General features: G+C 65.1%; 11 protein-coding genes. 5 read left to right on the top strand and 6 right to left on the bottom strand.

The genetic code is table 11. From position 1 onward, the window contains the following. Positions 1 to 105: 105 nt before the first annotated feature. Both ACHMXB_RS15130 and purU read right to left on the bottom strand, forming a co-directional pair. On the bottom strand, positions 106 to 2,598 hold the full coding sequence (locus ACHMXB_RS15130) for an FAD-dependent oxidoreductase (protein ID WP_395399591.1): 2,493 nt from the start codon (positions 2,596 to 2,598) through the stop codon (positions 106 to 108). A gap of 58 nt (positions 2,599 to 2,656) precedes the next feature. Further along, the gene (gene purU, locus ACHMXB_RS15125) at positions 2,657 to 3,571 is read right to left on the bottom strand and encodes a formyltetrahydrofolate deformylase (RefSeq protein ID WP_395399589.1); all 915 of its coding nucleotides are present in this window, start codon (positions 3,569 to 3,571) and stop codon (positions 2,657 to 2,659) included. Between the two features lie 116 nt (positions 3,572 to 3,687). On the opposite strand from purU, the gene ACHMXB_RS15120 reads away from it, so the two are divergent. From ACHMXB_RS15120 to ACHMXB_RS15110, 3 genes are all read left to right on the top strand, one after another. Then, positions 3,688 to 4,368: a GntR family transcriptional regulator gene (locus ACHMXB_RS15120; RefSeq protein ID WP_395399587.1), complete on the top strand. Its 681-nt coding sequence runs from the start codon at positions 3,688 to 3,690 to the stop codon at positions 4,366 to 4,368. A gap of 214 nt (positions 4,369 to 4,582) precedes the next feature. After that, positions 4,583 to 6,157, top strand: coding sequence for a glucose-6-phosphate dehydrogenase (zwf, locus tag ACHMXB_RS15115; RefSeq protein WP_395399585.1), 1,575 nt, complete (start codon positions 4,583 to 4,585; stop codon positions 6,155 to 6,157). Then, positions 6,154 to 7,098: a glucose-6-phosphate dehydrogenase assembly protein OpcA gene (locus ACHMXB_RS15110; protein WP_395399583.1), complete on the top strand. Its 945-nt coding sequence runs from the start codon at positions 6,154 to 6,156 to the stop codon at positions 7,096 to 7,098. The genes zwf and ACHMXB_RS15110 overlap by 4 nt, the downstream gene beginning before the upstream one ends. A gap of 74 nt (positions 7,099 to 7,172) precedes the next feature. Here the strand turns inward: ACHMXB_RS15110 and ACHMXB_RS15105 are convergent, their stop codons facing one another. Next, positions 7,173 to 8,639: an MFS transporter gene (locus ACHMXB_RS15105; protein WP_395399581.1), complete on the bottom strand. Its 1,467-nt coding sequence runs from the start codon at positions 8,637 to 8,639 to the stop codon at positions 7,173 to 7,175. A 376-nt stretch (positions 8,640 to 9,015) separates the two neighbouring features. Between ACHMXB_RS15105 and ACHMXB_RS15100 the strand changes: the two genes are divergently transcribed. Further along, positions 9,016 to 10,101: an inositol-3-phosphate synthase gene (locus ACHMXB_RS15100; RefSeq protein ID WP_395398317.1), complete on the top strand. Its 1,086-nt coding sequence runs from the start codon at positions 9,016 to 9,018 to the stop codon at positions 10,099 to 10,101. A gap of 125 nt (positions 10,102 to 10,226) precedes the next feature. Here ACHMXB_RS15100 and mshA read toward each other — a convergent pair whose 3' ends face one another. The 3 genes from mshA to ACHMXB_RS15085 form a co-directional block, all read right to left on the bottom strand. Further along, on the bottom strand, positions 10,227 to 11,483 hold the full coding sequence (gene mshA, locus ACHMXB_RS15095; RefSeq protein WP_395399579.1) for a D-inositol-3-phosphate glycosyltransferase: 1,257 nt from the start codon (positions 11,481 to 11,483) through the stop codon (positions 10,227 to 10,229). A gap of 82 nt (positions 11,484 to 11,565) precedes the next feature. Next, positions 11,566 to 12,186, bottom strand: coding sequence for an MBL fold metallo-hydrolase (locus ACHMXB_RS15090; RefSeq protein WP_395399577.1), 621 nt, complete (start codon positions 12,184 to 12,186; stop codon positions 11,566 to 11,568). Continuing rightward, positions 12,183 to 13,340: an S-(hydroxymethyl)mycothiol dehydrogenase gene (locus ACHMXB_RS15085; RefSeq protein WP_395399575.1), complete on the bottom strand. Its 1,158-nt coding sequence runs from the start codon at positions 13,338 to 13,340 to the stop codon at positions 12,183 to 12,185. The genes ACHMXB_RS15090 and ACHMXB_RS15085 overlap by 4 nt, the downstream gene beginning before the upstream one ends. A gap of 349 nt (positions 13,341 to 13,689) precedes the next feature. On the opposite strand from ACHMXB_RS15085, the gene ACHMXB_RS15080 reads away from it, so the two are divergent. Beyond that, positions 13,690 to 14,013 carry a DUF6457 domain-containing protein gene (locus ACHMXB_RS15080; protein WP_395399573.1) on the top strand — a complete coding sequence of 108 codons (324 nt, stop codon included), beginning with the start codon at positions 13,690 to 13,692 and terminating at the stop codon, positions 14,011 to 14,013.

The following is a 14,013-nucleotide window of genomic DNA, read 5'->3' as shown; positions in this document are numbered from 1 at the left end:
AGCTGGAGCCTGGTAGAGGCTGGAGCGGAAGGGGGGTGCACGCAGCCCGGCTCCCGTTGCGAGGATGAGCCGGGCTGCGTGCCCCCCAAGGGCCCTGCGGGCTGCTCAGCCGCGGAGCCTGGTCATTTTCGGGTCGTACAGCGGCTCTTCCGAAACAGAGGCCGTGATCCGCCGTCCGAAGTATTCAATCTCGACAGAATCGCCCACCGATACGGCGGCCGGAAGGTAGGCGTAGGCAATCGGCTTGGCCGCCGTGTACGCGTACGCGGCGCTGGTTACGTACCCGACTGCCTGCTCCTTGTAGAACACGGGTTCCTTGCCCAGGACGATGGACCGGCCGTCGTCGACGGTCAGGCAGCGGAGCCGGCGGGCGGAGCCCTCTTCGGTCCGGCCCTCCAAGGCGGCCTTGCCGATGAAGCTCTCCTTGGCCATCTTGACGGCGAATCCGAGGCCTGCTTCGAAGGGATCGTGCTCCGTGGTCATGTCCGATCCCCAGGAACGGTAGCCCTTTTCGAGGCGCAGGGAGCTGAACGCCGCCCGTCCGGCGGCGATGACGCCGAAGGGCTGTCCTGCCTGCCAGAGCGCGTCCCAGAGCCGCTGCCCGTTGTCCGCGCTGGTGTAGAGCTCCCAGCCGAGTTCGCCCACATAGGACAGGCGCATGGCCGTGACCGGAACGCCGCCGATGACTACGCTCTTTGCCCGGAAGTACTTCAGGCCGTCGTTGGTGAAATCATCGTCGCTGACCTTGCTGACCAGATCGCGGGCCAGGGGACCCCAGAGGCCGATGCAGCAGGTGCCGCCGGTGGTGTCGCGGACCTGGACCCAGTCAGTAGCGGACCCGCTTTGCGTCTGGTGCCTGGCAGCCCGCGTGAAGTAGGCGGTGTCGATGTTGCCGTTGGCTCCGAGCTGGAAGGTGTCCTCGCTCAGGCGGGCGACGGTGATGTCGCTCCGCACGCCGCCGGCGTGGTCCAGCAGGAGCGTGTAGGTGACCGCCCCGGGCTTCTTGTCCAGGTCCGCCGTCGTCAGCTCCTGGAGCAGTTTCAGGGCTCCGGGACCGGACACTTCCAGCCGCTTCAGCGGCGTCATGTCATACATGGCGACGGCGGTGCGCGTCTTCCACGCTTCGGCGGCGGCGATGGGGGAACTGAACATGTTGGACCAGGCGTCCCGGGCGGGCGGCAGCCATTCGGCCGGCATTTCCTTGAGGAGGGCAGCGTTTGATTCGAACCAGTACGGCCGCTCCCACCCGCCGGACTCGAGGAAGAAGGCTCCGAGTTCCTTGTGCCGGGCGTGGAACGGGCTGACGCGCAGGTTGCGCGGGGAGAGCTTGGGCTGGAGCGGGTGCAGGACGTCGTAGATCTCCACGAAGTTCTGCTGCGAGGTCTCGCTGACGTACTCGGGGGTGAGCTGCACGTCCTCGAAGCGGGTGATGTCACACTCGCCCAGGTCGGTTTCGGACTTGCCTGTGGTCAGCAGTTCGGCCATCGCCTTGGCAACACCTGCCGAGTGCGTCACCCAGACGGCCTCTGCGACATAGAATCCGTCCAGTTCCTTGGACTCGCCAAGGAGCGGGCCGCCGTCGGGGGTGAAGGAGAAGATGCCGTTGAAGCCGTCCTCGATTTCGCTTTCTGCCAGTCCGGGGAGGATCTGCTTGGAGGCTTCCCACGCGGGCAGGAAGTCTTCGAGGGTGAAGTCCAGGCGGGAAGGCATGTTGTGGTCGTTGACGGTCTCGGGGGCGTAGGTTCCCAAGGTGTCAACGTCGACGGGCATGGGGCGGTGGGCGTAGGAGCCGATGCCGTAGCGGTCGCCGTGTTCGCGGTAGTAGAGGTCCTGGTCCTGGTGGCGCAGGATCGGCAGGGTGGCTCCGTTCGGAAGTTCATTGCGGCCGCTCAGCGCGGGGACCGCCGTCGTCTTCACGTACTGGTGGGCCAGCGGAAGCAGGGGAACCGCCATGCCGATCATGGCTCCGATTTTGGCGCCCCAGAAGCCGGCGCAGGAGATCACGATGTCGGCCGGGATGACGCCCTCTGAGGTTTCGACCCCGGTGACGCGCCGTCCGGACTGCTGGATTCCCGTGACGGTGGTAGAGCCGCGGTAGGTCACGCCAGCGGCTTCGGTGCGCTTGATCAGCAGCTGAACGGCACGCGCGGCGCTTGCCAGGCCATCGCTTGGGACGTGGAGGCCGCCCAGGATGTTCTCTTCGTTGAGGAGCGGGTAGAGCTCCTTGCACTCGGTGGAGGAGAGGATCCGTCCTTCGATGCCCCAGGAGGCTGCGTAGCCGAGCTTCCGCTTGAGGTCAGCGAGCCGGGTTTCGGTGGTGGCGACTTCCAGGCCGCCCACCTGGTTGAAGCAGCTGACGCCGTCCTCGGTCAGGGACAGCAGCTTTTCCACGGTGTACTTGGCGAACGACGCCATGGTCTTGGAGGGGTTGGTCTGGAAGACCAGGCCCGGAGCGTGGGAGGTGGAGCCTCCCGGCATGTTCAGCGGCCCCTGGTCCAGGACCGTGATGTTGTTCCATCCCCGGGCGACCAGTTCGTCGGCCAGGTTCGTGCCGACGATGCCGGCTCCGATGATGACAATACGTGGCGTTGATGCCATGTGGATTCTCCTGCTGATTTAAGTAGTGGGCTTCCGCGGCCTGTACGTGGCTGCTGCTTTAGCGGAAGACGATGGTGCTGGCCTGGTCGATCAGCACGCGGTGCTCGCAGTGCCAGCGGACGGCTCGGGACAGTGCCAGGGCTTCCGCGTCCTGACCGATGGTGGAGAGCGTGGTGGGCCCGAAGCTGTGGTCCACCCGGATGACTTCCTGCTCGATGATCGGGCCCTCGTCAAGGTCGGCGGTGACGTAGTGGGCCGTTGCACCCACCAGCTTCACACCGCGGTCGTAGGCCTGGTGGTAGGGGCGCGCGCCCTTGAACCCGGGCAGGAACGAGTGGTGGATGTTGATGGCCCTGCCCTCGAGGGACCGGCACAGGTCATCGGACAGCACCTGCATGTACCGCGCCAGGACCACGAGGTCGATGTCGTACTCGTCCACGAGCTCCAGCAGGCGCCGCTCGGCATCCTCCTTGGTTTCCGGGGTCACCGGGATGTGGACGAACGGAAGGCCGGCAGCCTCGGCCATTGCCCGGTGAGTTTCGTGGTTGGAAACCACCAGGGCCAGGTCGCCGCCGAGGCTGCCGCCACGCCAGCGGAAAATCAGGTCGTTCAGGCAGTGCCCGAACTTCGACACCATGACCAGGACGCGGTGCTTGGTCTCATCGTGGACGTTGAACTTCATGTCAAAGCGTTCCGCGATGGGGCGGAACTCCTCTTCGAGCGTCTGAAGATCGTGTTCCGTCGCACCCGAGAATGCGGTGCGCAAGTGCAGGGTCTGGCGGAGGCCGTCGTCGAACTGCTGGTGCTCTTCGATGTTGAATCCGCGCTCGAACAGGAAGGTGGTTACCGCCTGGACGATCCCGGCACGTTCGACACACGACAGTGTGAGCACGAACTTGCCGGTCTTGGTTTCTGTGGAGGCTTCTGTCTCTGCAGCCGGCCTGGTTTTTGTGGCTGTATCCACAAGGGTCATGTCGCATCCTTTAGATATATGGCTGATCACCTTATTGATATATCAGGGCTGGTTGTCAGCGTATACTGGTGTGCGGGTGAGGTCAATAGATGTTGGCCCATAGGAGAGGCGGAGCGGTGGCGTTTGAAGCTTTGGCGGTGTCGGAGGCCGGAGGTTCGAGGTCCCTGGCCGATGTGGCGTATGAACGTATCCGTGACAGCCTGCTGACCCTGGAGATCCGGCCTGGCGATCCGCTGTACGACGAGGGGATTGCCAAGGACCTCGGCATCGGGCGCACTCCGGTCCGGGAAGCGCTGAAGCGGCTTGAAGTGGACCGGCTCGTTGTGACTTATCCACGGCGCGGTACCTTCGCAACACGGGTGGAGGTCACGGACCTCGCATTCATCTCGGAAATCAGGGCCCAGCTGGAGCCGCTGGCTGCTGCCCGTGCCGCCCGGGTGTCCACCGCGGCAGCGCGTGAGCGTCTCCGACTCATCGTGGAGGAGGTCGAGTCCTTCGATGTGGACAGCGCATCTGTGGTGGAGACGTTGCGGCTGGACGCCAGGGTGCACCAGGGAATCTATGCCGCCGCAGCGAACCCGCACCTGGAAGACGTCCTGATCCGCTATGACAATCTCGCGACGCGTATTTGGTGCATGGTGCTGGACCGCCTGCCCAACCTTTCCCGGCATGTGCACGAGCACGTCGACCTGCTTGAAGCGGTGATCAAAGGGGACGAGGCCCAGGCCGCTGAACTGGCCCGCGTCCACGTCGACGGCTTTGAGAAGGCCGTGCGGACGGCACTTTTCGCAGCCTAGAGCTTGTTGTTGCCCGGCAACGACGACGGCGGGAGGTCGCCTCGCCGTCGTGAAGCGCGCCCATCCTAAAGGGTGGGTGGCGCCGCCCGGTTTGGTGGTTCAACGCTATCCGGGCAGGTGACAGCCTTAGAGCAAATACCCTGTGGCCAATGCACCCTGCCGCATCGCAACTGCGCGAAGGTCCGCCACTGAGAGTTAAGGCCCTGATTTAACCATGCCAGATACTTTGAACGGCAGAAGGTCAGCGGTCCGGTCCGGGAATCCTTTGCGGGATCCGCGGGACCGGCGGTTGAACCGGATTGCCGGGCCGTCCTCGTTGGTGCTCTTTGGAGTTACCGGGGATTTGGCCCGTAAGAAGCTCATGCCTGCGGTGTATGACCTTGCCAACCGTGGTTTGTTGCCGCCGAGTTTCGCTTTGGTGGGTTTCGGCCGGCGGGACTGGGACAACGAGGATTTCGCCGCGGAGGTGAAGGACGCGGTGAAGGCGTATGCCCGGACGTCGTTTGATGAGGCGGTGTGGAACCAGCTCTCGGAGGGCATCCGGTTCGTGCGGGGCGCGTTCGACGACGATGCGGCGTTTGAGCGGCTCGGGGAGACGATCGAGGAGCTTGACGGGAACCGCGGGACCCGCGGGAACCATGCGTTCTACCTTTCGATCCCGCCGAAGGCCTTTGAGCAGGTCTGCCGGCAGCTGTCCAAGCATGGTTTGGCGCAGGCCGGGGGTGAGAAGTGGCGGCGGGTGGTGATCGAGAAGCCGTTCGGGCATGACCTGGACTCGGCCCGGCAGCTGAACGACATTGTGGAGTCGGTGTTCCCGGCCGATGCGGTGTTCCGGATTGATCATTACCTGGGCAAGGAGACGGTGCAGAACATCCTGGCGCTGCGCTTCGCGAACCAGTTGTTTGAGCCGTTGTGGAACGCGAATTACGTGGACCATGTGCAGATCACCATGGCCGAGGACATCGGCACCGGCGGCCGGGCCGGGTATTACGACGGTGTGGGCGCGGCCCGCGATGTGATTCAGAACCACCTGCTGCAGCTGCTGGCGTTGACGGCGATGGAGGAGCCGATTTCCTTCAACGCGGACGACCTGCGGGCGGAGAAGGAGAAGGTCCTGGCCGCGGTGCGGTTGCCGGAGGACCTGTCCACGCATTCGGCCCGCGGGCAGTTCGCCGGCGGCTGGCAGGGCGGGGAGCAGGTCCAGGGGTATCTGGAGGAGGAGGGCATCCCGGCCGACTCCAAAACTGAAACCTATGCCGCGATCCGGGTGGACATCAACACCCGCAGGTGGGCCGGGGTGCCGTTCTACCTGCGTGCCGGCAAACGCCTGGGCAGGCGGGTCACTGAGATCGCGGTGGTGTTCAAGCGCGCACCGAACCTGCTCTTTGGCACTCACGGGGGCGCCGGCCACGGGGACGATGATTTCGGGCAGAACGCGGTGGTGATCCGGGTCCAGCCCGATGAGGGTGCCACGATCCGGTTCGGGTCCAAGGTCCCCGGCACGCAGATGGAGGTCCGGGATGTGACCATGGACTTCGGGTACGGGCACTCGTTCACCGAGTCCAGCCCGGAAGCGTACGAGCGGCTGATCCTGGATGTGCTGCTGGGTGAGCCGCCGTTGTTCCCGCGGCACGAGGAAGTGGAGCTGTCCTGGAAGATCCTGGACCCCTTCGAAGAGTACTGGGCCGGTTTGGGTGAACAGCCCGAGCCCTATGCGCCTGGGTCCTGGGGCCCGGCCTCGGCCGATGAGCTGCTAGCCCGCGACGGACGCACCTGGAGAAGGCCATGATCGTAGACCTGCCCAACACCACCACCTCGAAGGTTTCCAAGAAGATCCAGTCGCTGCGCGAGCAGGGCGGGGTGATCGCGCTCGGCCGGGTCCTGACCCTCGTGGTGGTCACCAAGTCCGGGCTCGAGGAAGAAGCGATCGAGGCCGCGAACGAGGCCAGCCGGGAACACCCCTGCCGGATCATCGTGCTCGCCGACGCCGGCTCGTCCGCGCCGAACCGGCTCGACGCGCAGATCCGGGTCGGCGGGGACGCCGGCGCCTCGGAAGTCATCGTGCTGCGCGGCTTCGGGGAACTCGCCGAGGAATCCGAGTCCCTCGTGGCCGCGCTGCTGCTGCCCGACGCCCCGATCGTGGCCTGGTGGCCGCACGGGGCACCCAAGAACGCCAGTGAGACCTCGATCGGGCGGATCGCGCACCGCCGGATCACCGACTCGGCGAACGAGGCCGAACCCCAGGTCGCTTTGGAGAACATCCGGAACACCTACAAGGCCGGCGACACCGACCTCGCCTGGACCCGGCTGACGAACTGGCGCATCCAGCTCGCCGCCGTCCTGGACCAGGCCGACACCTCACCGGTGACCGCCGTCGCGGTCGAAGGCGCCTCGGATTCACCCAGCACCATCCTGCTCGCGGCCTGGCTGACCCTGTCCCTGGACGCCCCCGTCACCATCGTCGCGGACCCCGCCGGCACCGGCATCCGCCGGGTCCGGCTCACCCGCCCCAGCGGCGACGTCCAGCTCTTCCGCTCCGGCCTCTCCATCGCCGAACTCACCCAACCCGGCCAACCAGCACAACGCATCTCCCTCCCACGACGCAGCCTCCGCGACTGCCTCGCAGAAGAACTCCGCCGCCTCGACCCCGACGAGGTGTTCGGCCTCGTGCTGGGAGCGCTTGATTTGGTGCGGGACTGGGAGGATGCGCCGCTGTTGGCGCTGGTCTAGATAGGAGTCTGCCTTAAAGGGACGTGCCTCCGTCGTTCATACGACGGGGGCACGTTGTTGTCTGAAAAGCGCGGTCAGCGCAACGCTGGACTGGCGTCCTGGGCGGCGATGAGTTCCTCCGCCTCGGCTTCCGTGTCCACGCTGGGCATGGAACCCGGCAGTGGGCGGCCGGCGGATTCACGAAGGAAGTAGATGGCGATTGCGCCGATGACCGAGGTGCCCATCAGGTAGTAGGCGGGGGCCATGTCGTCGCCCGTGGCCGCGATCAGGCCTTGGATCACGAACGGCGTTGTCCCGCCGAAGATCGCCACCGAGAAGTTGTAGGCGATGCCCATGCCGCTATAGCGGCTTGATGTGGGGAACAGTGCAGGCAGCGCCGAGGCGAGGTTAGCCACATAAAACGTCACGGGGAAGGCAACCAGGGACAGGCCCGCCAGCGTGGACCAGACCTCGCCAATGCCGATCAGGGTGAATGCAGGGACGGCAAACACGACGGTGCTTCCGGCGCCGATCCACAGCACGGGACGCCTCCCGATGCGATCCGAAAGCTTGCCGGTGAGCGGGATGCACAGGGCCATCACCACCAGCACCGGAATGGTCAGCAGTGTGCCGTGGACGGGGTCATAGCCCTTGGATTCGGTCAGATACGTCGGCATATACGACGTCAGGGCATAACCGACGGTGTTGGCAGCGCCGGCGAGGATCATGGCGAGTACGATCGGACGCCAGTACGTTGTTATGAGGCCGAGCGGGCCCTTGGCGACAGCCGAGTCGCCAGCGGCGGCTTTGACGGCGGCTGACTCCTGCGCATCCAGGGCTGCCTGGAACTGGGGGGACTCCTCGATCTTGTTCCGGAAGTAGATGGCGATCAGGCCCAGCGGCCCGGCCACCAGGAACGGCAGCCTCCAGCCCCATTCCTCCATCGCGGTTTCCCCGAGGGTGACCTGCAGGACGGAGACGGTGGCAGCACCCAGGGCAAACCCGATGTAGGAGCCCATGTCCAGGAAACTGGCGAAGAAGCCGCGCCGCTTGTCGGGGGCATACTCACACACGAACGTGGTGGCGCCGGCGTACTCGCCGCCCGTGGAGAAGCCCTGCACGAGCTTCAGAAGCACCAGCAGCGCTGCGGCCCAGATGCCTATCTGTGCGTAGCCGGGCAGGAGGCCGACAGCGAACGTGCTGGCCGCCATCAGCATGAGGGTGGCGGCGAGCACCTTCTGCCGCCCCACTTTGTCGCCAAGCCACCCGAATACGACGCCGCCGATCGGGCGGGCAATGAAGGTGGCAGCGAACGTGCCCAGGAGGAACAGCGTCTGCACGGTCCTGTCCGCTTCCGGCAGGAACACCGGCCCCATGGTGGTGATCAGGTAGCCGAACACGCCGACGTCGTACCACTCCATGGTGTTGCCCACGACTGTGCCGCCGAGAGCCTTCTTCAGCATCCGCTGGTCCACGACGTTAATGTCTGAGATCGTGAGCCGGCGGGAGTACTGTCTATCTTTGCTGTTGTGATCGGTAGTGACATCACCTTTGATCCTCATACAGGTTCCTTACTGAATTTTTGGCGGGGGGTACCCAAGCGTGTGGGTCCCTCTGGTGTTCCGCAGTAATCAACAGGCTTCGGCTTATGCAACAGAGTGCGTTAGCTCACAACCTAATGTCAAGAACATGACTTGGGCCGTTCCGCTTCCGTGGCGTCCCTGCTGAGGCACACCTGCCCGTTCGGGTAGGTGTAACTGTCCGATCATGGAATAGCGGGCGGGGCCCGCCTTCGGGGGATGATGGAGGGCAGCATATTCGGATGAGATCGGCACCGCGGGGGCGGCGCTTTGAATGTCCGAGACAGCTTATATCCCTGCCGGCCATCCCGGTCATCCCGGCTGCTCCCGGCAACAGTTTTTCCCCCAAAGGAGTTCCGTGTCTTCAAATCCGATTCGTGTTGCTATCGTCGGCGTGGGTAACTGTGCCGCTTCGCTGGTCCAGGGTGTCCATTACTACCGGGATGCCGACCCCCAGGCCACGATTCCGGGTCTGATGCACGTGGAGTTCGGCAAGTACCACGTCAACGATGTGCAGTTCGTGGCCGCGTTCGATGTTGACGGCAAGAAGGTCGGTCATGACCTGGCCGACGCGATCCTGGCCTCCGAGAACAACACCATCAAGCTCGCCGAGGTCCCGCCGAGCGGTGTGACGGTCCAGCGCGGGCCCACCCTGGACGGTCTGGGCCGGTACTACCTGGAGACCATCGAGCAGTCCACCGAGGAGCCGGTCGACGTCGTCCAGGCCCTGAAGGACGCCAAAGCCGATGTCATGGTCTGCTACCTGCCGGTCGGCTCCCAGGAAGCTGCGGAGTTCTACGCGCAGGCCGCGATCGACGCCGGTGTGGCGTTCGTGAACGCGCTGCCGGTGTTCATCGCCGGCACCAAGGAATGGGCTGACAAGTTCACCGCCGCGGGTGTGCCGATCGTGGGCGATGACATCAAGAGCCAGATCGGTGCCACCATCACGCACCGTGTCATGGCGAAGCTGTTCGAGGACCGCGGTGTGACGCTGGACCGCACGTACCAGCTGAACGTGGGCGGCAACATGGACTTCAAGAACATGCTCGAGCGCGACCGGCTGGAGTCCAAGAAGATCTCCAAGACCCAGGCCGTGACCTCCAACGTCGAGGCCGAGCTGGCCGCGAAGGATGTCCACATCGGCCCGTCCGACTACGTGCAGTGGCTCGATGACCGCAAGTGGGCGTTCGTGCGGCTGGAGGGCCGGAACTTCGGCGACGCGCCGGTGTCTTTGGAGTACAAGCTGGAGGTCTGGGACTCACCGAACTCGGCCGGTGTGATCATCGACGCGATCCGTGCGGCGAAGATCGGCCTCGACCGCGGCATCGGCGGCCCGCTGATCTCCGCGTCGAGCTACTTCATGAAGTCCCCGCCGGAGCAGTTCAACGACGACCTCGGCCGCGAAAAGGTCGAGGCGTTCATCCGGGGTGACCTCGACCGCTAACTACCCCCGGACGCGTCCTCACGTCCTGCAGGTTTCGACCGGACGCGTCCTCACTTCCTGCAGGTTTTCACGCGATGCTCCCTCACTTTCGGGTGGGGAGCATCGCTGCTTAAAGGATGCGGAGGCTACCCGGCCAGGACTGCGAGACGGCTGAGTCGCTGTACCGCGGCGGCGTGGTAGCTGTCGAGGGTGATGGCGGCGGTGCGTTGCCAGCCGGAGTTTGCCGTGTGGATAGCGGCGGCGGTGCCCATGTTGCGGCGGCTGGCGGGGTGGTCGTGGAGGGATTCCAGGGCGTCGGCCCAGTCGGCGGCGCCGTGCCCGTCCACCAAAAGCCCGGTGCGGCCGTCATTGACGGCGCTGGATAGGCCGCCCACCCGTGTGGCAACAACAGGGGTGCCGCAGGCTTGCGCCTCCAGGGCCACAAGCCCGAACGATTCGCTGTAGGAGGGCATGACGACGACGTCGGCCGATCGGTACCAGGAAGCCAGCTGCGGTGCGCCGACCGGCGGATGGTGAGTGACGGCGTCGCCCATTCCTTCGGCGCTGACAATCGCGTCCAGATCGAAGTCCCGGGCGCCGCTCAGCGCGCCGAGAATGGTCAGTTTGAGGTCGATGTCGGGGCGGCGCCGGCGGAGCAGGGCCGCGGCCCTGACCAGGATATGCGGTCCCTTGAGCCGCTGGATGCGCCCGGCGAACAGGAGATGGAACGTGCCGGGTGTGATGCCATGCCTGGCGCGGGACCAGCTACGGAACGCCGGCGTGAAGACCGAAAGGTCAACGCCCGGGGGAGCGACATCGATCTGGTCGAAGGCAGCGTCGTAATGCGAAACGAGCTCGGCCGCCTCGACACCGGTGTTGGCAATCAGGCGGGTGGCGCCGTCAACAATCCGTTGTTCGCCTTCCAGGCGGCGCCGCGGCTCGGGCTCCTCGCCGGATTGCTGCACCAGGTTCTTGACCTTGGCCATGGTGTGCATTGTGTGGACCAGTGGCACGTCCCACAGCCTGGAGAGCTCCAGCCCGGCCATGCCTGACAGCCAGTAGTGGGAGTGGATGACGTCGTACCGGAGGTGCGCCTGCCGGGTGCGGATCCGCTGGATCTCCGTGACCATGCTGTGCAGCAGGTCCGGCAGTTCCTCCTTGGGCAGTCTGTGCGGCGGCCCGGCGGTGACGTTGTAGACACAAACGCCAGGATCGGGACGTTCGACGGCGGGCTGGCCGGCAGAAGTGGCCCGCGTGAAAATATCAACTTCCACGCCGGACTCCGCGAGGGCTGCGGCGAGGCCGCGGATGTAGACGTTCATGCCACCGGCGTCCCCGGAACCCGGCTGTTCCATGGGGGAGGTGTGCAGCGACAGGAAAGCCACACGCTTGATTGCAGACATGAGCCGTTCTTTCTGGTCTGTTTAGTGGTGCACGAACGGCCCCCATCCAGAGGACGGGGGCCGTTCGGGTGTAGCTGGTTTCTTACCGCGCGACCTTGGCGAGGGTTTCGCGTTCGGCGGCGATGGTGGTGTTCTCGCCGTGTCCGGTCCTGACGGTGGTTTCCGCGGGGAGGGTGAGGAGCCGTTCGCGGATGGAGGTCAGGATGGTGGGGTAGTCGCTGTAGGAGCGCCCCGTGGCGCCGGGCCCGCCGTTGAACAGGGTGTCCCCGGTGAACACGGTGTTCTCGGTTTCGAGGTGGAAGCAGGTGGACCCGGGTGAGTGGCCCGGGGTGTGGATCGCCTTCAGCGTTGCCCCGCCGACCTGGAACTCATCCCCGTCCGCGATTGCCGCATCCGGGGTGGTGCCGGGGTAGACCTGTTCCCAGAGGACCTGGTCCTCCGGGTTCATCCAGATCGGGGCGCCGACGGCGTCCGCGACCTCGCGGGCGGCGCCGATGTGGTCGTTGTGCGCGTGCGTGAGCAGGATCGCTTTCACCGTCCGGCCGCGGACCTGGTTGATGATCGCGGCGGCGTCGTGCGGGGAATCAATGATCACGCACTCGGTCTCGTTGCCCACGATCCAGACGTTGTTGTCCACATCCCACGTCCCGCCATCGAGCGAGAACGTGCCCGAGGTGACGAGGTTTTCGATGGCCACACTCATGCGGAGGCCACCGCAGGCTCGGCAGCAGCCGCCGTGGAGGCGCCTGCGGACTGAATTTCGCCAACTGAGCTGATTTCGACCACTGAGCGCAGGACTTTGCCTTCGTGCATCTTCTCGAAGGCTTCCTCGACCTGGTCGATGGTGATCCGTTCGGACACGAACGCGTCCAGGTCAAGGTTGCCGGCCTTGTAGTGGGCCACGAGCATCGGGAAGTCCCGGGAGGGCAGGCAGTCCCCGTACCAGGAGGACTTCAGCGACCCGCCCCGCCCAAACACATCCAAAAGCGGCAACTCCAACTGCATCTCCGGGGTCGGCACACCGACCAGGACCACCCGGCCGGCCAGGTCCCGGGCGTAGAACGCCTGCTTGTACGTTTCGGGCCGCCCCACGGCCTCGATCACCACATCCGCGCCGTTCCCGCCCGTGAGTGCCCGGATCGCCTCGACCGGGTCAGAGCTGCGGGAGTTCACCCCGTGCGTCGCACCCAGGCTCTTGGCCATCTGAATCTTGTTCTCGTCGATGTCCACGGCGATGATCGTCGTGGCCCCGGCGAGCTTCGCGCCGGCGATCGCGGCGATGCCCACACCGCCGCAGCCGATCACGGCCACCGACTCCCCGCGCTTGACCTCACCGGTGTTGATCGCGGCACCGATGCCGGCCATCACACCGCAGCCCAGCAAACCGACCGCGGCCGGGTCCGCGTCCTCATCGACCTTGGTGCACTGCCCGGCAGCAACCAGGGTCTTCTCCGCGAACGCCCCGATCCCCAACGCCGGGGACAGTTCTGTACCGTCCTCCAGGGTCATCTTCTGCGTCGCGTTCGAGGTGTTGAAGCAGTACTGCGGCTGGCCCTTCGCGCACGCCCGGCACTGCCCGCACACCGCGCGCCAGTTCAGGATCACCCGGTCACCCGGGGCCACCTCCGTCACACCCTCGCCCACCGCGGAAACCACACCCGTGGCCTCATGGCCCAACAGATACGGGAACTCATCACCGATCCCGCCCAGCTTGTAATGCAGATCCGTGTGGCACACACCGCACGTCAGGACATCCACCAGAGCCTCGCCCGGACCCGGATCCGGCACCAGGATCGTCTCCACCGACACCGGAGCGTCCTTCGCCCTGACAACAACAGCCTTGACTTTATGAACCATGAGTAAGTGTTCCTTTCGAGTTTCGCGGCCCGGCACAATCGACCCGTCGTTATCAGGCGCTTACGCGCTGCCCGTACAAGCGGAGCTGGCGGTGGCCGGAGGTCTGTGGGTGTGGCGTCAGCGGCGTCACAAAAAGCTGATATGCCTTTGGTATGTGTGAGCTAGATAACTGATATATAAGAGACTCTATGCGCCGGGCCTTGGCTCCGTCAACGTATTGCGGAAGCTGGGAAGACCGGCGGGGGAGTGTATGCGAGACGTAAATAAAAGCCCGGTGACTTACGTGGCCATGCCTTGTAGGGTCAGTGCACCAGCTCGAAAGCGGAAGTGTTCTGTACAAGGAGAAGTCATGGCCGTTAACGATGAGATGCGGATCTTGGGCGAGTGGTGCGAGCAGCTTGCGAGGGCGTTGCAGATCCCGGATCTCGACGTCGATCAAGAGCTGTTGCTGGACGTTGCGAGGAAATCTGCGGATTCAGTAATTCATGCTGCAGCGCCGGTGACAGCTTTCATGGTGGGCTATGTGGCCGGCCAGGAAGCCGGAAGGGGAAGCGCTGGTTCTGAGGGGTCCAGGGCGGCTACCGCCCGGGCCGCAGACATCGCGTTCGGACTGTGCGAGCAGCGAGCCGGCACTCAGTCGGTCTCGGGGCCGGAACAGAAGAAGCAGCCGTGA

The organism is Arthrobacter sp. UC242_113 (genome assembly GCF_044054585.1).
Classification (GTDB): Bacteria; Actinomycetota; Actinomycetes; order Actinomycetales; family Micrococcaceae; genus Arthrobacter.
The sequence above is the reverse complement of the archived record's forward strand: the minus strand, read 5'-3'. Positions and strand labels throughout refer to the sequence as shown.

Coding starts and splice junctions, on each gene's coding strand:
- ACHMXB_RS15130 (WP_395399591.1), bottom strand. CDS start 2,598: ATGGCATCAACGCCACGTATTGTCATCATCGGAGCCGGCATCGTCGGC.
- ACHMXB_RS15085 (WP_395399575.1), bottom strand. CDS start 13,340: ATGGTTCATAAAGTCAAGGCTGTTGTTGTCAGGGCGAAGGACGCTCCG.
- ACHMXB_RS15080 (WP_395399573.1), top strand. CDS start 13,690: ATGGCCGTTAACGATGAGATGCGGATCTTGGGCGAGTGGTGCGAGCAG.
- zwf (WP_395399585.1), top strand. CDS start 4,583: ATGCCAGATACTTTGAACGGCAGAAGGTCAGCGGTCCGGTCCGGGAAT.
- ACHMXB_RS15110 (WP_395399583.1), top strand. CDS start 6,154: ATGATCGTAGACCTGCCCAACACCACCACCTCGAAGGTTTCCAAGAAG.
- mshA (WP_395399579.1), bottom strand. CDS start 11,483: ATGTCTGCAATCAAGCGTGTGGCTTTCCTGTCGCTGCACACCTCCCCC.
- purU (WP_395399589.1), bottom strand. CDS start 3,571: ATGACCCTTGTGGATACAGCCACAAAAACCAGGCCGGCTGCAGAGACA.
- ACHMXB_RS15105 (WP_395399581.1), bottom strand. CDS start 8,639: ATGAGGATCAAAGGTGATGTCACTACCGATCACAACAGCAAAGATAGA.
- ACHMXB_RS15090 (WP_395399577.1), bottom strand. CDS start 12,186: ATGAGTGTGGCCATCGAAAACCTCGTCACCTCGGGCACGTTCTCGCTC.